Origin of the sequence: Streptomyces sp. NPDC051636, from assembly GCF_044453765.1 — a bacterium.
In the GTDB taxonomy this organism is placed as follows: Bacteria; Actinomycetota; Actinomycetes; order Streptomycetales; family Streptomycetaceae; genus Streptomyces.
On record NZ_JBITDA010000036.1, the window covers coordinates 1 to 20,874 of the forward strand.

11 protein-coding genes are annotated in these 20,874 nt (G+C 68.0%); 7 read left to right on the forward strand and 4 right to left on the reverse strand.

All coding sequences use genetic code 11. The features are described from left to right. Positions 1 to 392: 392 nt before the first annotated feature. From ACIBBH_RS37650 to ACIBBH_RS37660, 3 genes are all read right to left on the reverse strand, one after another. Positions 393 to 929, reverse strand: a complete 537-nt coding sequence (locus tag ACIBBH_RS37650; RefSeq protein ID WP_399412666.1) for a CAP domain-containing protein — start codon at positions 927 to 929, stop codon at positions 393 to 395. Positions 930 to 1,412: 483 nt separating this feature from the next. Then, on the reverse strand, positions 1,413 to 2,174 hold the full coding sequence (locus ACIBBH_RS37655) for a DeoR/GlpR family DNA-binding transcription regulator (RefSeq protein WP_399412668.1): 762 nt from the start codon (positions 2,172 to 2,174) through the stop codon (positions 1,413 to 1,415). 1,169 nt (positions 2,175 to 3,343) lie between these two features. Then, a complete protein-coding gene (locus ACIBBH_RS37660) occupies positions 3,344 to 6,679 on the reverse strand; it encodes a right-handed parallel beta-helix repeat-containing protein (protein ID WP_399412670.1) in 3,336 nt (1,111 codons plus the stop codon). A gap of 436 nt (positions 6,680 to 7,115) precedes the next feature. Here ACIBBH_RS37660 and ACIBBH_RS37665 point away from each other — a divergent pair, with 436 nt between their 5' ends. Beyond that, on the forward strand, positions 7,116 to 8,177 hold the full coding sequence (locus tag ACIBBH_RS37665) for a S8 family serine peptidase (RefSeq protein ID WP_399412673.1): 1,062 nt from the start codon (positions 7,116 to 7,118) through the stop codon (positions 8,175 to 8,177). Positions 8,178 to 8,254: 77 nt separating this feature from the next. Here ACIBBH_RS37665 and eccCa read toward each other — a convergent pair whose 3' ends face one another. Beyond that, positions 8,255 to 12,205 carry a type VII secretion protein EccCa gene (gene eccCa / locus ACIBBH_RS37670; RefSeq protein ID WP_399412711.1) on the reverse strand — a complete coding sequence of 1,317 codons (3,951 nt, stop codon included), beginning with the start codon at positions 12,203 to 12,205 and terminating at the stop codon, positions 8,255 to 8,257. 351 nt (positions 12,206 to 12,556) lie between these two features. On the opposite strand from eccCa, the gene eccD reads away from it, so the two are divergent. The 6 genes from eccD to ACIBBH_RS37700 all read left to right on the forward strand — a co-directional run bounded on the left by eccD (position 12,557) and on the right by ACIBBH_RS37700 (position 20,834). After that, positions 12,557 to 13,954 (forward strand): type VII secretion integral membrane protein EccD, encoded by a 1,398-nt coding sequence (eccD, locus tag ACIBBH_RS37675; RefSeq protein ID WP_399412675.1) that lies wholly within the window; start codon positions 12,557 to 12,559, stop codon positions 13,952 to 13,954. A gap of 17 nt (positions 13,955 to 13,971) precedes the next feature. Beyond that, positions 13,972 to 15,492 (forward strand): type VII secretion protein EccB, encoded by a 1,521-nt coding sequence (gene eccB / locus ACIBBH_RS37680; protein ID WP_399412677.1) that lies wholly within the window; start codon positions 13,972 to 13,974, stop codon positions 15,490 to 15,492. A 334-nt stretch (positions 15,493 to 15,826) separates the two neighbouring features. After that, positions 15,827 to 16,171, forward strand: coding sequence for a hypothetical protein (locus tag ACIBBH_RS37685; protein WP_399412679.1), 345 nt, complete (start codon positions 15,827 to 15,829; stop codon positions 16,169 to 16,171). Between the two features lie 109 nt (positions 16,172 to 16,280). Next, positions 16,281 to 16,601 (forward strand): WXG100 family type VII secretion target, encoded by a 321-nt coding sequence (locus ACIBBH_RS37690; protein WP_399412681.1) that lies wholly within the window; start codon positions 16,281 to 16,283, stop codon positions 16,599 to 16,601. Positions 16,602 to 16,812: 211 nt separating this feature from the next. Further along, positions 16,813 to 17,397 carry a type VII secretion system-associated protein gene (locus tag ACIBBH_RS37695; protein WP_399412683.1) on the forward strand — a complete coding sequence of 195 codons (585 nt, stop codon included), beginning with the start codon at positions 16,813 to 16,815 and terminating at the stop codon, positions 17,395 to 17,397. A gap of 59 nt (positions 17,398 to 17,456) precedes the next feature. Then, positions 17,457 to 20,834 (forward strand): AAWKG family protein, encoded by a 3,378-nt coding sequence (locus tag ACIBBH_RS37700; RefSeq protein ID WP_399412685.1) that lies wholly within the window; start codon positions 17,457 to 17,459, stop codon positions 20,832 to 20,834. Positions 20,835 to 20,874 lie beyond the last annotated feature (40 nt).

The window sequence follows — 20,874 nt, forward strand, 5'->3', positions numbered from 1 at the left end:
ACCGCGACTGGTGAGGCTAGTGAGGCTGATGTGACGCCCCGCCTCCACCTCCACCCGCCCACCGGCCGTCAGCCGCTAAGCCCACCCCACGTGCCCCCCCCCCCCCCCCCCCCCCCCCCCCCCCCCCCCCCCCCGCGGGGCGCCCCCCCCCCCCCCGCCCCGGGGGGGGGGCCCGGGGGGGGCCCCCCCCCCCCCCCCCCCCCCCCGTCCGGGCCGGAGGGCGGTCAGATCATGGCTCCGTTGGCGCGGGTGACCTGGTGCCGAGCCCCTTGCTGGCGCTGTAGGCGCCCTAGCCGGGGAGGGCCAGGGAACTACTCGTCCAGTGGCCCGGTGGCCCTCAGGCCTCCCCGGGCACGCGATCCGCAACACGGCGGCGTACGGCGAGGGCAGCCTCACGCGTAGCCGAAGTTCTGCGTCCACACGGGTCCGTCCTGGGCGAGGTACACACCTACGCCGATGACCCGGACGTCCTCGTTCAGGATGTTGACCCGGTGACCCGGGCTGTTCATCCACCCGGCCATCACTATCAGGGGGTGGGGCTGGCCGGCGGCTATGTTCTCCGCGGCAGGGAGCGGAAATCCGTATGCCAGCATGCGGTCGGCCGGCGACAGCCCTTCGGGCGTGAAGTGGTCGAAGAACTGCCGCCGTGCCATGTCCTCGCTGTGGCTCCGCGCGGCATCCCGCAGGCGCTCATCGGTGACCAAGCAGACCAGTCCACGCTGGTCACGCTCGCGGTTGACCAGTGCTGCGACGGCGTCCTCGAGCAGTCGCTGCAGAGACTGGGCGCTCTTGGTGGTGGAATCTTCCGTCCTTGCCCGGGAGACTTCCGCACTCCGGGCGCCCGGCTTGCGGAATCGAAGGCTCCCCCCGGCAGTTGGGTCCCACTGCGGGTCCCAACCTTCTTCTTCGAGCCAGTTCTGGCCCAACATTCCTCGCCTCTCGCAGCAGCCGGTGCGATCACGCCCGCGGGCCCGTCAGCCGGCGCACGGCAGCGACCAGTAGGGCTCCCTTGGGTCTCGCACCATTGGAAAGCCGCCAGACTCAGCCGTTGCCGGGCGCAGAACGATGCCAGCGGCGCACAGGGCGAGGGTCGGTGCGGCTGCAGGAGCCTTCATTTGCATCACACTCACATTCCCGCAGTCCCGCCATCAGAAGGGCGAGACGACCGGCGTCAAGTTGTCGATCAGTTGCGCGGGCAGGACCATGGACGGCAGCCATGGAGACGCCTGTACCGGCACAGGCGGTACAGGCGTGCCCCGCCAGTCGCGCGCAATTTCGATGGTGGCCGCCTCCCGACTGGAATGGAGGTTCCCGATCGGCTCGGTGGGGGAGGGGTTGGTAGTGGGCTCAGGAGGTTCAGAACGAGCCCGCTCACGTACAGACAAGGTGGGAGCCCAGGGTGGCCAGCCGGGCTACACCCGGATGACCTGGGGTCCCAGGAGCGAGTAGCGATGCGCTTCGGTGGCCGGCAGCCTGGTGTCGGTGATGATGGCCTCGAGGTCGGGCACATCGGCGAACCGGCAGAAGCTCACCGCTCCGAACTTGGTGTGCACCCCGACGAACACCCTCCGCCGGGACACCCGCATCACTTGTGCCTTGACCTGGCTGACCGCGGGGTCGGGAGTGGTCAGGCCGTGCTTGCGGGCGATGCCGTTGCCGCCTATGAACGCCAGGTCGATGACGAAGCCCGACAGCATGCGGGTCGCCCAGTGGTCGACAGTGGCCAGCGTGCCCCCGCGCACCCGGCCGCCCAGCAGCAGTACGGTGATCCACTCGCGGGTGGCCAACATCCCGGCCGTCACCAGCGAGGCGGTGATCACCGTCAGCCTCCGGTCCTGGGGCAGCGCCTGAGCTATCAGTTGAGGGGTGAACCCCTCGTCGATGTACAGCGTCTCGGCGGCACCGACCAGTTTGACGGCCGCTTCGGCGATCCGTGACTTCTCCGGTACGTGCATGGTGGAGCGGAGGGCCAGATTGGTCTCGAAACCGGCACTCTCTACCGGGTGCGCCCCGCCGTGGGTGCGCCGCACCCGGCCATGTTCCTCGAGGACGCGCAGATCACGGCGCGCGGTCTCCTTGGACACCCCGAAGTCCGCGGCGAGCTTGCCGACATCGACCGCCCCGGTCCGCCGCGCCAGCTCGAGTATGGCCTGGCGTCTCCGTTCGCCATCCATGGCAGGTGCCTCCTCTTTCGTGATCCATGACCGAAGCCGCGCCCCTTCGCGCGTCGCGTGAAATTTCCATGAGCGCTGAACTGCGGTGACCGGCTCCGTTGGCAGGGGTCGTGACCGGGCGTGTCCGCCTTCGGCCCCTCGAACCCGTTGCGTGCTTGGCCGTCGCGCTTCCGAAGACCGCTGGGATGCCCGAATCGGGCGCTCTGTCGCCCCGCTTTCTGCCCGCGCGTCTCGGCACTTCCGGCTCTCGGACACCTCCAGACGATGCGCAGCTGGTGTGCGCCATCCGCGGGGCCGGTCGGCCAGTAGAGTGCGGCGTGGGACATCGTGGCCTTTCCGGGACAGCAGGACACGGTGGGCGGGGTGATCACACGGCAACGGCGAGGTAGCGCTCTCCGCGGGAGTGGTACGGCTGGCTGTTCGGTCAGGTTGACGCGTTGGGGACCGCCGGCTGGAGGCTTTCCCGCACCGGCCGCATCAACGGATCGCTGAGGCAGTGGTAGAAGTCCCTTCCTGGCGACGCCGCGGGGAGAGGGCGCGGCGGTATGCCAGGCGCCTTCACCGTCAGCGACTTCTCCCACGCCAGGTCCCGTTGAAGGTGGAACGTCGCATACTCGGAGCTCCGGTGGGGCGATAGGGCCCACGCCCATATGAGGTGGCCGGGGGAGGGGAATAGCGTCGAATTGCGGAGAGATTATTGCATGACGCGACCGGGCAGTTCAATGCAACGCCGTGAACAACTGGTAGCGGGCGGAGCGAATGCGCTCATCTGGGCAGCCGCGTCCTATACAGGTCGCTCAAGTGAGCATTTTGTTGCCATATCTTCGGTGACGGACCATGCAAATTGACGATTCGCTGGAATCGGATGAGGAACGCCTGCGGGCGCAAGCCGGTCAGCCGCCATGTCGGTACGCGACGGCCGGAGCACCAAATCCTGAGCGGGCGTAGAAATGGTAGGACCCCGCCAAGTCCGCCCTTCACATTCCAGCGCACGCCACCCTCGGTGGGGCATCCGGACCTGTGCGACATTTGGCTTGACGGCCTGCCTGTGCCCCAGGGCCTTGCGGCGGATGCAAGTTATCCTCCGGCGGCGGGGGGTGTGAAGGGGCAATGAGCCGGCTGCCAGACGCTGGAGAGCCGATAAACGCGCGGGCGGCGACGCCGCGCGGTCACGACGCGGGTGGGCTCGATACGGCGCGACCAGGGTCGTCCAGGTCCTGAGCGAGCAGGGACTTCAAATCGGCGACCGTGGGCGCCTTCAGACCCCCCAGCCGCCTGGCTTGACGCGTCATCATGTTCTCCAGCAGCTGGCGGGCGAGCCGTGCGTTGCCGAACGAGCGGTCCCGGGGGATCGCGTCGACACGGGCGCGCAGCGCGGCCAGAGTCTCTGGGGAGCACTCGTAGCCCATTTCCGCCGCCTGCCGTTCGATAATGGAGACCAGTTCTGGTGTGCTGTAGTCCTCGAAGTGCACGTACCGGGAGAAGCGGGAGGACAGCCCGGGGTTGGAGGCCAGGAAGCGCTCCATCTCCTCGGTGTAGCCGGCGACGATGACCACGACGTCGTCGCGGTGGTCCTCCATCAGCTTCAGGAGAGTGTCGACGGCCTCGCGTCCGAAGTCGTTGGAGGAGCCCTCGGGAGTGAGGGTGTAGGCCTCGTCGATGAACAGCACACCGCCCAAAGCGCTGGAAAAGACCTCCTTGGTGAGCTGGGCGGTGTGTCCGACGTACTGTCCCACCAGGTCGGCGCGGGCGACTTCCACCAGGTGCGCGCGAGGCAGCACTCCCAGGGAGTGCAGTAGTTCGGCGTACAGCCGGGCGACAGTGGTCTTCCCTGTTCCGGGTGAGCCGGTGAACACCAGGTGGTTGCTGATCTTGGGGGTGGGCAGCCCTGCCGCGGCGCGCTGCCGGGCATTGGCCAGCAGGTTGACCAGGTCGGTCACCTCGCGCTTGACCGCGGACAGACCGATCATGGCCTCCAGTCGGACCATCGGGGTGGCCTGGTCGTCGGTGTCCTGCTGCGTGCCATCCAAAGCCGCTGCCTCGGCCTCCCCCACGTCCTGCGGCAGAAGCAGTGACAAGTCCTTCTCGCTCGGGTCGGATATCATGGCGAGCCGGACCGCCTGCCGGTCCACCATCTCCTCGAACACCCCCCGGGCGGCACGGCCGTTGCCGAAGGTCGCGTCGCGGGTCATCTGCTCGAAGTGCAGCGCCAGTGCCTCGGCGGTCATCGGCCCCAGCTCGTAGCCGTGGCCGACGCACATGTTCTCGGTAATGGTCACCAGCTCCTCCACCGAGTAGTTGTCGAACTCGATGGTGCGGGTGAACCGTGACGCCAAACCCGGGTTGGCGGTCAAAAATGACTCCATTTGCTGGGAGTATCCGGCCGCGACCACCACGACGTCGTCGCGGTGGTCCTCCATCAGCTTCAGTAGGGTGTCCACCGCCTCGCGTCCGAAGTCGTTGGACGAGGCACCCTCCGGGGTGAGGGTGTAGGCCTCGTCGATGAACAGCACACCGCCCAAAGCGCTGTTGAACGCCTCGGTGGTCTTGATGGCCGTACCGCCGATGACCTGGGCGACCAGATCGGCGCGGGCGACCTCCACGAGGTGGCCGGTGCGCAGGACGCCCAGGGACGCCAGGATGCTGCCGTACAGACGGGCGACTGTGGTCTTGCCGGTGCCCGGAGGGCCGGCGAAGACCAGGTGCCGGCTCATCGGGGGGACGGGCATCCCGAGCCGGCGGCGGCGTTCGGCGAGCTGATTGAGGTTGACAAGGGTGCGGACCTGGTGCTTGACGTTCTCCAGGCCGACGAGCGTTTCCAGTTCGGCCAGTGGGCCTTCCCGGCCCCCCTCGCCACCGGACGCCCCGCCCGGTCCGCCGGCGCCGGTGTCCGCCACGTCCTCGCCCCAGTGGTCGGCGGCCCCGTTGTCCGCGCTGGCCAGTGCTTCCACCGACAGCCGGTCGCTGCTGCGGCTCTGCTTCAGGCCCGCTCCGCGGTTGTCGCGCACCACGCACCGGTTGACCGACACCGTCTCCGCGCTGTCGACGCGTACGCCGTCGCCCGTGCTACCAGTAATCTCACAGCCCATCAGATCGGCCCGTCCGCCGTGGGATATGAGTACCCCGTGGGCCTTGGCCCCCTCGATGCGGATGCGTTCCAAGGCGATCTCGCCCGTGGTGTGGACGCTCACGCCCGCTTCGCCGCTACCCTCAATACGGCAGTCGCGCAGCGTACCCCGGCCGCGTTCGCCCACCGTGACACCCGATCCGGCGGGGGAGATCATCACGGTGTCGGTGATCTCGGGTTTCGCGTCATCGCTCAGGTACAGCGCCGAGCCGCCCGCCGAATCGATCTCGCAGTGCTCCAGGCGGCCGCGTCCGTCGTCGGTGACCTCGATGCCGTGCCCGCCCGAGCCCACAACTCTGGCCCGGCGCAGCAGCGGATCGGCGGCCGACCGCACGCAGATGCCCACACCTGCAGCGTCGACCACCTGAAGACGGTCGAACTCCGCGGCGGAGCTGTCCGTCAGCAGCACCGCCCCGCCTTCGTGGGTGCAGTCCCGCACGACCGTGTCGGTCAGCGTCGGCGTACTGTGCTCGGCGATCCGGATGGCCGGTTCCGCCGCGGCGATGAACTCGCACGCCTCCACGGTGCCCCGAGAGCGGTCGAGGACGACCAGACCGTTGCCCTTGGTGCGCCGGCTGACACAGCGGCGCAGCAGCGGGTCGGCGCCTGCGGAGACGACGATCGCGCTCTGCGTGATCGACTCGAAGGTGGTCTCCTCGATCTCCGGCCGGGAGACGCTGGTGACCAGCAGACCCACTGAGGTGTCGTGGACGGCGGTGCCGAGGATCCGGGTGGAACTGTGGCCCTCCAGGGCGATACCGGGCTTGTCGGTACCGGAGATGTCGCAACCCTGGACCGTGCCCCTGGCATCGCCGTTGGCCAGCACGCCGTTGCCCCGGGCGCCGCGCATCCGGCAGCCGCGGATCGTGGGGTCACCCCCCTCAGCGATGACCACCGCGGAGGTGCCGAAGTTCTCGAACCGGCAGTCCTCGATGACACTTCCGGCCGGCGAGGTGTCGACGATGCCAGCGCCACCGGGATTGCTGATCCGGCAGTTGCGGGCGGCCAGCGAGCCGGTGCCGCGCACCAGCAGCGCGCTCCAGCCCGCGCCGGTGACGGTGCAGCCGTCCAGGGCGGCCTGCCCGGCCGGTACGTCCACCACCGCCGCTTCCTTGTCATGTCCGCGCAGGGTGAGGCCGCTGAGCATGACCGCGTCCGCCATGAGGCTGATCGCGCTGCCACGGCGCGGGCAGATCTCCACGGCCCCGTCCTCGCCCTCGGCGACGATGGTCACCCGGGTCCTGATGACCAGGTTCTCCGCGTAGCGCCCCGGCCCGACCCGGATCACCGCGCCGGTACGCGCCTGGGCCAGTGCGTCGACGATCGTCTGGAAACCGCCCGACCGTTCCGTGCCGACTGTGAGCAACTGCCGTGACACGCGCTTCGAACCTCCTGGGATGGGTGTTGCCTCCCTGCCCCTGCGCGATGAGGCGCAGGCATGCAGGGCACGAACCTGTGTGCTGCCCGGTGGGCCGTGCGGCCCGCCAGGCCAAAGACGGGCAGACCACCATGCCGCCCATGCGGCGACAGGGGGACAAGCTGGCCTGACTGCGCATCAGGAAGAAAACCGCCGTGACCGGATCGTCGGACGCCCGGCAGCCGGTCCGGCCGCGCCGCCGCGGGCGGGCTGTGCTCATCATGCGCGCCATACGACGTCCCGCGACACAGCTGCTCGTGCCCCTCATGGCCGCGGCGGCACTCGCCCTGCGGGTCACCGCGTCGCCCGTCGCCGTGCCGGCAGCGCCATCGCCATCCCCGGGCGATGGCCTCACCCTGCTGCCACCGCTGTCGGTCCGGCTCGGCCAGGCCAAACCATGCGCCACGGCATCCGGCCGGACAGCGGCCGGAAGACCTGGGCGCAGTCGACGCTCGCGCTGCCCAGGATTCATCAGCTGTCCAAAGGCGCCGGCGTGAAGATGGTGGTGGTCGACGCCGGCGTCGCCCTCCAAGCCCCCGCCTTGCCTGGCCGGGTGAGCGCCGCTGGCGCGGCGGGCAGCGACGGCGTCGGGCACGGCACCTTCGCGGCGGGCCTGCTTGCCGCGGTCCGGACCCAGGGCAGTGATGGGGTGGGCATGGCCGCCCAGGCGCGGGTTACCGCCTTCAAGAGCACCGACGACCGGAGTGCGCCCAGCCCGCAGCAGGCCGCCGGTGGCATCCGGGAGGCAGCCGACCGCCGCGCGGATGTCATCTACGTCGGCTACGCGCTGCGGACCGGAGCGGCGGAGCTGACCCAGGCCGCCACCTGTGCCGCGCGGGGTGGCGCGCGCGTCGTGGCCCCCGTCGCCCCGGACGCCGTTCCCCCGGGGGAGCCCGGCCCCGAAGCGCAGCGGCCGACCGGTCCGTACTGGCCCGCCGCCGCGCCCGGAGTGCTGTCCGTGGTGGACTTCGCGCCCAGCGGGCCGGGGCAGAAGGACGCTCCGCCCGCCCACGCACTTCACCTGTCCGCACCGGGCGGCGCGATGGTCGGCATCGGGCCTCGCGGCTGGGGCCACTACATCGGCTCCGGCGCCTCGCTGACAGCGGGCTGCACCGCCGGGGCCGCGGCGCTGGTCAGAGCGCATCACCCCCACGGGACCGCCAAGGAAGTCTCTTGGCACCTGCTCGAGGCCGCCTACCCCGCGGACACTCCCCGGCTCGACCGGTATGCCGCCATGACCATGACCCTGCCGCACGGCACGGCCGCCCGGGCGGCCGCCCCGCCAGCACACATGCCGGCGCTGGCTGAGCCCGCCCCCGGCGTGCGTGCTTGGGCAGTCGCCGGTGGCAGCCTTGCGCTGGTGCTGCCGGCGGCCGCGGCCGCGGTGATCCCGCGCGGCCGGGCACGGGTCCGGCCGCCGCCTGGCCGGCCGCCGGATGCCGCTGCCCCCGGCCAGTAGGCGCACCGCGGACCCAGCCCGTGCCCGGCTCCGGAGCCGGTTGGCCCCGGAGCCGGGCACACCTAGCTGACGTTTCGTCACCGCTCGTCGTCCTCCAGCAGCGGGGTCTGCACTTGTACGGCCCTGCGCCGGGCGATGCGCAGCGCCCGGCCGGGGATGAGCTCGCGTCCCTTGACGTTGCCGAACAGATAGCCCTCGCTGGGCGGGCACGACATGAGCAGGGCAGGGCTGTTGACTTCCTGCAGCTTGCGCAGCAGCGCCTCGTTCAGTCCGCGCCCGGCGCCGGCGGCCGCACGGGCCACCACCAGGTGCAGGCCGACCTCGTGGCCGAGCGCCAGGTAGTCCAGCAGCGGGGCGAACGGTTGCACCATCGGGTTGCCGCCGACCATGTCATAGTCGTCGACCAGGATGAACAGCCTCGGCCCGGTCCACCAGTCGCACAGTTTCATCCGCGCCGGAGCGATGTCCTCCCCGGGTACCCGCTGCCGGACTGCCTTGGCGGCACCGTCGAGGAGCTCCTTGAGGACGTCCAGGGACACGGCGTGCCCGAGCCGGTATTCCTCGGGGACGGCCTCCACCAGCTGCCGCCGGTAGTCCACAGTCATGATGCGGGCCTCGGCCGGTGAGAACCGGCCGGTGATGCCCTTGGCGATCACCCGCAGCATGTTGGTCTTGCCGCACTCGTTGTCCCCCACCACGACCAGGTGCGGGTTCTCGGAGAAGTCGTGCCAGACCGGGGAGAGTTCGTTCTCCTCCAGGCCGACGCAGATCCGCAGACCGCCCTCCGGCTGGGGCGCGGGCAGTTCGTCGAGCAGCAGCCGGGTCGGCAGCATCCGTACCGGCGGCGCGGGCGGCCCCGACCAGCTCTCGCTGATCGCCGAGACCAGACCGGTGACGCCGTCAGCAAGGTCGTCGGCGTCCTCCACCCCGTCGATACGCGGCAGCGCCGCCAGGTAGTGCAGCTTGTCCGCGGTCAGACCCCGGCCGGGGCTGCGCGGCACCGAGGCCGCCTTGCGGGAGTCGATGTGGGAGTCCATCGGGTCGCCCATCCGCAGTTCCAGCCGGGTGCCGGCCTGGTCGCGTACGGCAGCCGACAGCTCCACCCACCGGGCGGTAGTGACGATCAGGTGGACGCCGTAGTTGAGCCCGCGCGCGGCCAGTGCGTTGAAGGTGGGGATGTGCTGGTCGAAGTCCTGGCGCACCGTGGACCAGCCGTCGATGACCAAGAAGACGTCCCCGTGCGGCTCGTCCGAGAACTCCCCGGCGGCGCGGCGCTTGCGGTAGGTCGGCATGGAGTCGATGCCGTGCTCGACGAAGAACCGCTCCCGCCTGCTGAGCAGGGAATTGACCTCGGCGATCGTGCGTCCCACCCGCTCGGTGTCCACCCGTGTCGCCACACCGCTCATGTGCGGCAGGCCGCTCAGGCCCACCAGGGTGCCACCGCCGAAGTCCAGGCAGTAGAACTGGACTTCACGCGGGGTGTGCGTCAAAGCCAGTGCGGTGATCAGCGTCCTGACCAGCGTGCTCTTGCCGCTCTGCGGACCGCCTGCAACCGCCACGTGTCCGCCGGCCGACGACAGATCCACCGTCATCAAGTCGCGACGCTGCTCGAAAGGCCGGTCGATGATGCCCACCGGCACGGTGAGCCTGCCCCGCAGCGCCCACCCGGCGGTGGTGAGCCCGTAGCGCGCATCGGGCGCGAGCGGGGGCAGGATCTGGTCGAGCGTGGAGGGCTGATCCAGCGGGGGCAGCCACACCTGGTGGGCCGGCGGGCCCGAGGCACGCAGCCGGTCCAGGGCCACCGACAACAATGTGTCGCCGCCCTCTTCCTCGGCGCCGTCGGTCTCCGGCTCATCCTGATTCCCTGACACCTCCGTCTCCGCGGAGGTGCGCGGCACCACCCAGTCGGAGGTCCACGGCACCACCTGGCTGGCCACCTGGGCCTGGACCACCGTGCTGCGGCGCTGCCGGTAGGGCCCGGAGACGTACGCGGCGCGGAACCGGGTCAGCGCGTCCACGCCGCTTTTGAGGAAGCCGCTGCCGGGCTGCGCCGGCAGCTCATAGGCGTCCTGCACGCCCAGCACACCACGGCTCTCCATGGCCGAGAACGTGCGCAGGCCGATGCGGTAGGACAGATGGCTCTCCAGGCTGTGCATCCGGCCCTCGTCCAGGCGCTGCGAGGCCAGCAGCAGGTGCACCCCCAGACTGCGGCCGAGGCGGCCGATCATCACGAACAGCTCCATGAAATCGCGGTGCGCAGCCAGCAGCTCGCTGAACTCGTCCACCACCACGAACAGGCTCGGCAGAGGCTGCAGCGGCGCACCGGAGGCGCGGGCCTTCTCGTACTCCAAGGCTGAGGTGTAGTTCCCAGCGGCCCGGAGCAACTCCTGACGCCTGATCAGTTCGCCCTGCAGGGCGTCCTGCATCCGGGCAACCAACGCCACCTCGTCAGCCAGGTTGGTGATGACCGCGGAGGTGTGCGGCAGTTCGTCCAGCCCCAGGAACGTGGCACCGCCCTTGAAGTCCACCAGGACGAAGTTGAGCGTTTCGGAGGAGTTGGTCAGCGCCAGCGCGAGCACCAGCGTCCGCAACAGCTCGCTCTTACCGGATCCGGTCGCACCGATGAGCATGCCGTGCGGCCCGGTACCCCCCTGCGCGGACTCCTTGATATCCAGCTCGACAGGCCTGCCGTCGACGCTGACCGCGATCGGCACCCGCAGCCGCGCACTGCCCGTGTAGCGCTGCCACAGCGTCGGCGGATCGTGCCGGTACAGGTCGGGGATGTTCAGCAGCGTGGTCAGCTCCACATCACTGGAGAACGGTTCGGACACCTCCCCGCCCATGCCCATCCGATACGGCGCCAGCAGCCGGGCCAGGGCCTGTGCGCCCACCGGCCCGAACCGGTCGGGTACGCCAAGCCGCGTCGTCTGCTCCTTGCGTTCGCGGTCGGTGCGCACGAGCGCGACGCTGTCCTCCTCGACCTGAAGGCGCAGCGTGGTGCGTCCGGGCTTCCAGGTCAGCTCGCCGGTAAGGTCCAGCACCACGGCGTTGCGGAAGCCGAGTCCGTCGAAGCGGTGGCCCGCGGGCACGGGGCAGCCGTCGACCACGACTACCGTGAAGGGCTCCTCCAGGCCCGGTGGCACGTCCGGATCCGCCGCGGGGCGCTCCTGGAACTCCGCCCCCAGCAGGTTCTCCAGCTCGTTGAACGCCGAAGCGATCATCCGTGCCGGCCCGGCGCCGTCGTGCTCGTACCGGTGCAGCAGGTGCGGCAGCCACTTGACCCACTCCCACTGCGCCCGGTGCTCATCGGAGACGCACAGGGCGATCCACACATCGTCGGGGGAGTGGAAGACCGCAAGCTGAGCGAGCAGGGCGCGCACCACACCGCGGATATGGTCCTGATCACCGCGGAAGAGCACTTTGGACCAAGCGCGCAGATAGATGGCGATGGGCTGGTCGGACACGGTGGTGTAGGCACGGGTGAAGCTGCGCAGGGCGTGCGCGGACAGCGGTTCCAGGTCCTCCACCGGTTTCGTCGACAGCGGGGTCAGCTTCACCGCGACGCGCTGATCACCGACACCGATCCGCACCTCCGCGAAGTCCTCGTCCGATGCCCGGCGCTCCCACAGCCGCGTGCTGCGGGCGAACGACGACAGCGCCTCCGGCTCCGGATGCCGCCAGGCCAGAGCCCGCTGCTGATCGGCGATGGACGCCCGTACCTTGCGCCTGGTCTGGCCCAGGTAGCGCAGATAGTCACGGCGCTCGCCCTTCAGACGCTGTTTGCGCTCGGAATTCCGGCGCATCACCTGACCCACCATCATCGCAGCTGAGCCAACCAGCATCAGCCCCAGCGCGATGTACATGAACCCGCCGCCACCCTGCATACCTCCCATACCGGGCCGCATGAACATCAGCATCATGGAGACCGACATCAGCGCCATCGGCAGGTACGTCCACACCGCGGAACTGTCGGGGACGACTTCCGGAAGCGTCGGCGGCTCCTGCAGGGTAATTTCTCCCGACGGCATTTCCGGACCCCGGCGGCGTGCCGGCCTGCGGAACAAGATCACGCTCAATGAATGGCCTCCTCGAATGATTTACACGCCGATTCTGTTCGTCCGGTCACGCTGAAATGGATACAAGTCGATGCTGATGCCGAAATGACAACGACTAATCGCCGGGTGGCGAACCCGGAATTTCTCCGCCGCGATAGAAGTGATTTCCTTCTGGCCGTTGCAAAAAGGACCGCCGGGACGCCAGACTCATCGGCACGTGCCACGCCCCCGACCCGACCTTCGGCCGGTGTCCGATTCGCGTGCGCGTTCACCGTTCCCAACACCGCGAATCTCCGCGGCCCGTCAGGAAGCGCGAACAGACCTATGACCGACGCTCAGGTGGCAAACCTGTGCCGCCTCACCGTACGTGCCCCCGCCAGGACCATTGACCTGGCCGTACCCGCCGACGTCCCCGTCGCCGACCTGTTGCCCACAGTGATCAGCTACGGAGGTGACAACCTGGAAGAATCAGGGCTGGAACACGGAGGTTGGGTGCTCCAACGCGTCGGCGAACCACCGCTCGACGCAGAGCGTACCTTGGACTCCCTCGGCCTGCGCGACGGCGAGGCCCTCTGCCTTCGGCCGCGGACAGAAGCCTTGCCCGAAGTGCACCTTGACGACCTCGTGGACGGCATCTCCACCACCTTGCTGCAGAGCCCGCACGGGTGGAGCCCGGACGCCAGCAGGCGCCTGCTGCACGCCCTGGCCGTGGGCACCCTCGCCGTCGGCCTGGTTGTCCTGGCCGCGCCGGGAGTGGCCGGCTGGCTCAGGGCGCTGGCAGCAGCCATCGCCGGGTTGCTGCTCATCGGCGGGGCAGGCGCGGCCACTCGGGCCGTCGGCGACTCCGGAGCGGGCGCCGTACTCGGCTTCATGGCGACCTTCTACTTCGCGCTGGCCGGATGGCTTCTGCCCGGAGGGACGCTGACCGGAGCCGAGGGCAATGCCGTACTCGGCGCCCGGCTGCTGGCCGCCTCCGCCGCCGCCGGCGGTGCGGCGGTACTCGCTCTGGCCGCGGTGGGGATGTACCCCGCCCTCTTCCTCGGCGCGGCCGTCGTGGCGGTATCCGGCGCGCTCGGCGCCGTGCTGTTGCTGGTGGACCGCACCCCCGAAGAGGCGGCCAGCGTCATCGCCGTGGTCGTCGTACTGTTCGGCGGCTTCGTCCCCTCGCTGTCCTTCCGGCTCTCCGGGATGCGGATGCCGCCCCTGCCCACCAACGCCCAGCAGCTTCAGGAGGGCATCGACCCCTACCCCAACGCCGAGGTCGAGTCCCGCTCCATTCTGGCCGACAGCTGGATGACCGCCTTCCACAGCGCCATCGGCCTAATCTGCCTGCCCTGCATGGCCGCACTCATGGCCCGCCCCCACCTCGCCGGATTCTTCACCGTGGTGGCGCTGTCCCTCCTGCTGCTGCTGCACAGCCGGGGACTGGGCAACCGCTGGCAGCGCATCGCGCTCACCGCTGCAGGAGCCTGGGGCGCCGCCCTCCTGCTGCTGGTGGCCGCGCGTGCCGTGGACCCCGGACACCGGCTGACCCTCACCGCCGGGCTGCTCGGCCTGACCACCGCCATCACCATCGCCTCCTGGACCGTACCCGGACGGCGCCTGGTGCCCTACTGGGGGCGCGCGGCGGAACTGTTGCACTCCCTCGCGGCGATGAGCCTGCTGCCGCTCATGCTGTGGTCCGTCGGCGTCTACGGCCTCGTGCGCGGCATCAACGGCTGAGCCGGGAGGACCAGACCATGCAGAACAAGCGAGACCAGGTACAGGCCCACCTGTTCGTCATGGGCAGGCTCGCCTCGGCCATGCTGCGCAGCGACCCCGACGCCCCCGAAAGCCCCTCCGGCAGGACCAACCGCGGCGCGGCGGCAGGAGTGATCATCGCCGTGCTGGTGTGCGCCGGCGCATTCGTCTTCGGACTCATCAAACCCGGAGGAAATGACTCCTGGCGCACCGCGGGCAACCTGGTCGTCAACAAAGACACCGGCGCGCGCTACCTCTACCTGGACGGCAGGCTGCGCCCCGTACGCAACTACACCTCGGCCCGGCTGATCGCGGGAGAGAACGTCAAAACCACCACGGTTTCCACCTCCTCGTTGGCCGGGACACCGCATGGTGCGCCCGTCGGTATCCCGGGTGCTCCCGAGGAGTTGCCGAGCACCGCGGACCTGGACGACGCGCCATGGCTGGTGTGTTCGGGCACCCGGCCCAAGGCGGGCGGTGACATGGCGGTGACCACCACTCTGGGAATCGGCCTGGACAACAGCGGGGACGGTACCCAGGGGCGCAAGCTAGGCGGTGATGAGGGACTGCTGATCGCGGCCCCCGACGGCACCACCTACCTGCTATGGCAAGGCAGCAGGCTGCGCCTGGACAGCGTGGCCCAGGCCGCTAAGGCCCTGGGGTACGGGGCCCTCACGCCGCGTCCGGCCTCGACGGCGTTCGTCGACGCCTTCCCGCAGGGCCCCGACCTCGCACCCCCCGACATCGCGGGCCGGGGCGAGCAGGGACCGGTCCTGGGCGGCCGGCCCACGCGGGTGGGGCAGATCTTCCGCGTGGACGTCCCCGGCTCCGCCGCCCGGTACCACCTGCTCACCAAGAACGGGCTCGTCCCGCTCACGGCGACCGAGGCAGCTCTCGTCCTCGGCGACCCCAAGACCCGCCAGGCATACGGGGGAGCAGGCCCCTCCCCGCAGACCCTCGGAGCCGACGCGCTGACCGGACACCTTGCTCCGCCCTCCGCGACCGGGGCGGGCGCTGGAAGACAGCTGCCCCTCACACCACCGAAGGCGGTCGACGTCGAAGCCGGGTCCGTCGTGTGCGCCAACATCGACTCCACCGGTGGCAGTTCGCGTGTGGCTACTGCTGTATTGCCCGCCGGTGTCCTGCCGGAGGCCGTGCAGGCTCCGGGTCCGGAGATCGAACCGGCCTGTCTGAAGGTCGACGCCATCGCGGTGCGGCCTGGCAGGGGCGTGCTGGTGCGGGCGCTGAGCGCCGGCGGCAGCGCGCTGGGCGACACCACGTTCCTGGTGACGGACCAGGGCGTGAAGTACCGACTGCTGTCCCAAGAGGCCATTAAGACACTGGGGTTCGATGGTGTGAAGGCGCGGACCCTGCCGACGCAGCTGCTGTCGATGCTGCCGACGGGACCGGACCTCACCGCCGAGTCCGCGTCCTCCGGTGAGCGGCTGGTGACACTGCGGTGCGAGACCGCTGGTCGGGCAAACAGGACCAAGCGCCCTCCGGGCGTGTCTGCCGAGTAAATTTTTTCGTTTCCACCGTATGACTCTCGGTGACGTCGTCGTTCTGGAGCGCGGTGACGGGAGTGCGCAATGTCCAGAATATGCTTGACGGCAATGGATCGTTGCTCGCTTGAGCATTGAATTCTCTGCGCTATTTATCATGTGAGCAAAATTCGGCAGTTATGGAGTCGCGGACTCCGCTCTCGTTGATTGCCAAGCGGCTTGGTGCGTCCCTAAAATCGGCGATCACCCGTGGCTTGAGGACTCTCGCTCCGGGCCGCAGTACCCCCTGTCTGGCAGCGGGCTGCGTCACGCTTCCCGCGTGCCTGCGAATTCTGCGAAAGGAAGTCTGCCGATGGCCATGCAGCAGTCTGAAGAAGGTGCAACACGGAACGGGATCAAGGCCCTCGAACAGGCCTACACCGGCGTCCAACACTGTAAGCAGGACGTCCAGTCCACCCGGCACAACCTCGCCTCCGGCTACCAGGGTGCGGACGGCGGCAGTTACGGCAAGCTGCTGGACCAGTGGGACGGGCACGTGGACACCATTCTGGTGAACCTGAACCGGATGATCGAGGAGCTCAATCAGACGCTCCGGGAGCACGGTGAGGCCCAGGGCTCCTCCAACGAGTCGATCGACGCCGCCTTCTCGCGGTCCGCCAGCGTGTTCGACCAGCTCAGCTCCGGAGCCGCCGCCTGACCGCACCGCCCCCGCCGCAGACCCGTCCCCGCGCCACGCTCCACCGGACGCCGCCCCGCCCGCAGGCAGCGCCCGCACCGCACCGTACTCGCAGCGAATCGAGGACTCCATGGATTTCAGCGATGGCTTTATCTACGTCGACTACAAGCACGCCGATAACGCGGCGAATGACATGGTCTCCCAGTCAGGGGCGATCATGAGCATCATCGAGAACATGGAGATGGAGCTCACCCAGCTCAAGAGCACCTGGGTCGGTGACGACCGCGACGTCTACACCAAGGTGCAGGCGAACTGGAATCAGGCCATCGAGAACATCAAGACGCTGCTCGCCAGCCATTCCGCACTGCTCACCGATATCTCCGGCAACTACCGGTTCACCGAGAACAACCTGGCGCAGAGGTGGGGGGACATCAAGATCGGAAGCCGCTGACCGTAGGCAGAAGGCGCTGCCTCCCGCTCGGCACCCCCATGCACGATGACCCGGGTGCCCCAGGAGGGAACGGCAGCGTGACACGGACCGGACGCCGTCGGTCCTCGCCGTGCCGGGCGAGGACCGACGGTGCCGGCCCACGTTACTGATCCCGCACGGGGTTTTCGTTTCTGGGGCGCGTCAAGCGCAGTACGCGTTGGAGGGCAACGAGATGGCCAATAAAACCGTTCTCAGCACCGAATGGCTGAAGCAGTTCATCGATGTCGACTTCGACGATTTCCGTACCGTGCTACGCAAGATGCTGCACGACGACCCCAGCGGTCGCTCGCTCGAGTTCATCGCGGACGGAGATATCACCGTCACCACGCTGGTGGCCCAAAAGCCGCTTGGCCTGGGCTACATGGCCAGCACGCCCGCGTCCACGGGAGGTGGCCAGGGCGATACCAGTGATGCGAAGAGTGACAAGAAGCCGGTGATCTACACCGGCGGGACGAAAATTCCTCAGGTGGGTGGCGACAAACTGAACAAGAGCATCCAGAATTCGGCGTCTGAGATTTACCAGCTGTTCAGGAACCACGACAAGCTCTTCGAGGACGTTGAGCATGCCTTGCGGGAAACCATCCAGAAGATGAAGGAGACGCAGGCCAAAAGTCTGGACAAGATTTCGATCGATACCTTCATGGATATATTCGAAGACGTCGACAGTGACCTGACTTCCGCCAATAATGCTGGCACTGGCGGCAGCGGCACGGGAGATGACGGCGGCAACGGGTCGGATTCTCATGCAGAGTCATAGAGGAGATTGACCCGAGAGACATCCCCCTTTATTCCTTACCACCGCTCCGGAGCATTTTGATGGCTGAAAACGATGCCGCCGGCGTCAACAATGACGATAACTGGAAAAACGCGGTCGCAATGCTCACCGGTTATCTTCTGCCGGACCAGGCGAATGTCCTCGGGAGCCTTGTGGGGAACGAGGGGATCCCTCTGATGCATGTGCGGCTCGAGAGGATCCAGAATTCCAAGTACTACCCGGGATTCGCCAGTATGGGTGGTTGGCGGAAGAGCAACACGGACTTTGTCTTTCCTTATTTTCGGTATGACACGGATGGTACACGTAACCCCGCCGAGAAGCAGGACTGGGTCAGTCACTACATCGCAAACATCACTTTTACCAGGTTCGCGTCGGATGCGATTCCCAGCGGTGAGGATTCGTATGCGCAAGAGAAACACACCTCCAAGTACCTGAGCGACCGGGGGATGTTTAACAAGGGGCACGACGACGCGCTATACATCAGTTATGACACCACGGCTCTGGAGCAGTATGTCAATGGTTCGTATTGGGCTTTGCATAAGCTCGTCTTCGATCCCTACAGCACTCAGGGTTATGAGGACCGAGGCATTTCGGTGCCCGACGACGGTTATGTCGACCTTCGCTCCTTCACGGAGGTAGCCAAGGCGTTCGATCGCGCCGTGAAGTTCTTGGTCGACGCTGCGGACACCATGCGAACCTGGGACTCGAAGGACATCGGGAAGGGTAGTGAATCCTGGGACGGCACCGGGGCGAATATATTCAAAGAATTCGTCCATAAACTGGCCAAAAATTACGAGGAGTACGCCGACCAAGTCTCCGGCGGTGAGGAGCTGTATGTGCCGACTCCTTCTATCGACGGCGACATAGTCGGCTCCGCACCCGCCCGCGCCATCATCGAACTCCAAAACGTGCTCTACACGGAGGCCGTAAACCTTCACAACGCATGGGCCTCCTGGAGGGTGGAGAGCAATCCGTTTCGCTGGCTGTACGACATGCTCTGGGACGGATTTAACACTTCGCTTGACATCCAGCACCTTCAGGTCGATTACCAGGCCGAAGGCGGAACCACGTACGTCTATGCAACACCCGGCTTCCAGAACACCATCAAGATCTATGGCAAAGATTACGGCCCGCCCAATGAAGCGAGCACATGGAAGCTAATCGGCGAGGACGCCGTACGTAAATGGCAGGACTCCATAAGCAGCAAACTCGGCACGCCGGCTGCACAATCCATCGCGGCTATCTCGAAGGCGATGAAGAATGCGGCAGATGCGTTTGATCAAATGAACTTGAAGGCTGACAACGAGTCGCTCACAACCATTGCGGAGAATGAGGCAGCCAAGAAGGAAAAGAAGGACGCGAAGGATGCACAGAATAAGCTGAACAATGAGAACAAAGACTTGCTGAACGATCAGAGGAGGGCTCAGGAAGCGGCTGATGCGGATCGTAGGCGGGCTCAGGAACAGGCTGATGCGGATCGTAGACGCGCGCAGGAGGAGGCCGACAAGGACCGGGCCCAGGCTGAGGCGGATCGGAAGAAGGCTGAGGCGCAGAACGAGGCGGACCGCGCGCGGGCCGAGGCGGATCGGAAGCAGCAGCAGGCCGACCAGAAGAAGGCGGAGGCCGAGGCCAGGGCGAACCAGGACAAGGCTGCGGCGGATGCCGAGGCGGATCGGAAGAAGGCTGAGGCGCAGAACGAGGCGGACCGCGCGCGGGCTGAAGCGGATCGGAAGCAGCAGCAGGCCGACCAGAAGAAGGCGGAGGCCGAGGCCAAGGCGAACCAGGACAAGGCTGCGGCGGATGCCGAGGCGGATCGGAAGAAGGCTGAGGCGCAGAACGAGGCGGACCGCGCGCAGGCCAAGAACGATGCGGCCGGCCAGGCTGCTGCGGGCGCCAGGCTCGCCGAGCAGCAACGAGCCGAGGCCAAGAAGGACCGCGCAGAGCAGAAGGCGCAGGAGAAGAAGGCTGCGGCGGATGCCGAGGCTGCGCGGAAGAAGGCTGAGGCGCAGAACGAGGCGGACCGCGCGCGGGCCGAGGCGGATCGGAAGCAGCAGCAGGCCGACCAGAAGAAGGCGGAGGCCGAGGCCAGGGCGAACCAGGACAAGGCTGCGGCGGATGCCGAGGCGGATCGGAAGAAGGCTGAGGCGCAGAACGAGGCGGACCGCGCGCGGGCCGAGGCGGATCGGAAGCAGCAGCAGGCCGACCAGAAGAAGGCGGAGGCCGAGGCCAGGGCGAACCAGGACAAGGCTGCGGCGCATGCCGAGGCTGCCCGGAAGAAGGCTGAGGCCGAGGCAAAGGCAGAGCAGAATAGGGCTCAGGCACAGGTCGATCAGGCCCGGCAGGAAGCTTCGCAGAGCAACTCGCATGCGTCGGCCGATGCGGAGCAGGCCAAGGCCGACGCGAAGGCCGATCTCCAGCATCAACTCGACGATGCCCGGTCGCACCGTGACTCGGCCGAGCAGGCCGCTGACCGCAAGGAGGCTGAGGCCAAGCGGGAGTTCGAGCACCGGAAGGCAGAGGCCGAAGCCCAGCGGGACCAGGCAGAGCAACAGGCCGCCAGTGACCGGGCGGAGGCCAGGCGCGACATCGAGAACCAGGTCGCTTCCGGTCAGCTCAGCCCCCAAGAGGGGCAACAGGAACTCCACCACCGGCTCGACCAGATCAACGCAACTGAGCACGACGCCAAGGCCCACGCTGACGCTGCGGAAGCCGACGCGAAGAAGGACTACGACCACCAGAGGGCGCAAGCCCAGGCCGACCGGGATCACGCCCGCGCCGACGCGGAGCAGGCGCGCCGAGACGCCCGGGCGACATTCGACCGGCGGATGGGTGACATCCAGGCCGACCAGGACCGCGCCCATGGTGGAGGCAAGAACATCGAAGACCTGATCCGCCAGCGCATCGCTGACCTTCCGCGGCCTCCTGATGTCTCGTTGCCGCACGCCGCCGCCAACTCGCCGTACGCGGCCAGCTTCAGTGACAACCTTTACAACCAGGACGACATGGCGGCCGCGTTGGGGCGGGGCGGGACCGGTGACGCCTCCGACATCGGCGGACCGTCCAGTTCACATGGAGGGTCACCCGGGATGTTCCCGCCACAGATGCGGGGGATGGGCGGTGGTGAGTCCGGTGCCGCTTCGGGCGAGCGGACCCGAAACGTCCTGGAGACCGGTGTCACCCGGCCGGGCCGAGGGATCAACCCGAAGCCGACCGTGGAGGAAGAAGAACACCAGATCGTGCCAGGGGGCGTGCAGACCGCCAGCAGCAACGCCCCCTTCATGCCCCCGATGGGCGGCGGTATGCCCGGAGGAGGGGAGCAGAAGACCCAAAGCGACCGGGTGCGCAATGCCTGGCTGGCAGAGGACGACGACGTCTGGGGAGCCGAAGAGGGCGGAGCGCCCCAGGCGTTGGGCCGGTAAGCGCACAGGGCCACGCGCCCATCCAGAAGTTGCGGCCCAT

Bases quoted from the DNA above. Each gene is read 5' to 3' on its own strand.
- ACIBBH_RS37650 (WP_399412666.1), bottom strand. From the start codon at position 929: ATGTTGGGCCAGAACTGGCTCGAAGAAGAAGGTTGGGACCCGCAGTGG.
- ACIBBH_RS37655 (WP_399412668.1), bottom strand. From the start codon at position 2,174: ATGGATGGCGAACGGAGACGCCAGGCCATACTCGAGCTGGCGCGGCGG.
- ACIBBH_RS37665 (WP_399412673.1), top strand. From the start codon at position 7,116: ATGCGCCACGGCATCCGGCCGGACAGCGGCCGGAAGACCTGGGCGCAG.
- eccCa (WP_399412711.1), bottom strand. From the start codon at position 12,205: ATGCCGTCGGGAGAAATTACCCTGCAGGAGCCGCCGACGCTTCCGGAA.
- eccD (WP_399412675.1), top strand. From the start codon at position 12,557: ATGACCGACGCTCAGGTGGCAAACCTGTGCCGCCTCACCGTACGTGCC.
- eccB (WP_399412677.1), top strand. From the start codon at position 13,972: ATGCAGAACAAGCGAGACCAGGTACAGGCCCACCTGTTCGTCATGGGC.
- ACIBBH_RS37685 (WP_399412679.1), top strand. From the start codon at position 15,827: ATGGCCATGCAGCAGTCTGAAGAAGGTGCAACACGGAACGGGATCAAG.
- ACIBBH_RS37690 (WP_399412681.1), top strand. From the start codon at position 16,281: ATGGATTTCAGCGATGGCTTTATCTACGTCGACTACAAGCACGCCGAT.
- ACIBBH_RS37695 (WP_399412683.1), top strand. From the start codon at position 16,813: ATGGCCAATAAAACCGTTCTCAGCACCGAATGGCTGAAGCAGTTCATC.
- ACIBBH_RS37700 (WP_399412685.1), top strand. From the start codon at position 17,457: ATGGCTGAAAACGATGCCGCCGGCGTCAACAATGACGATAACTGGAAA.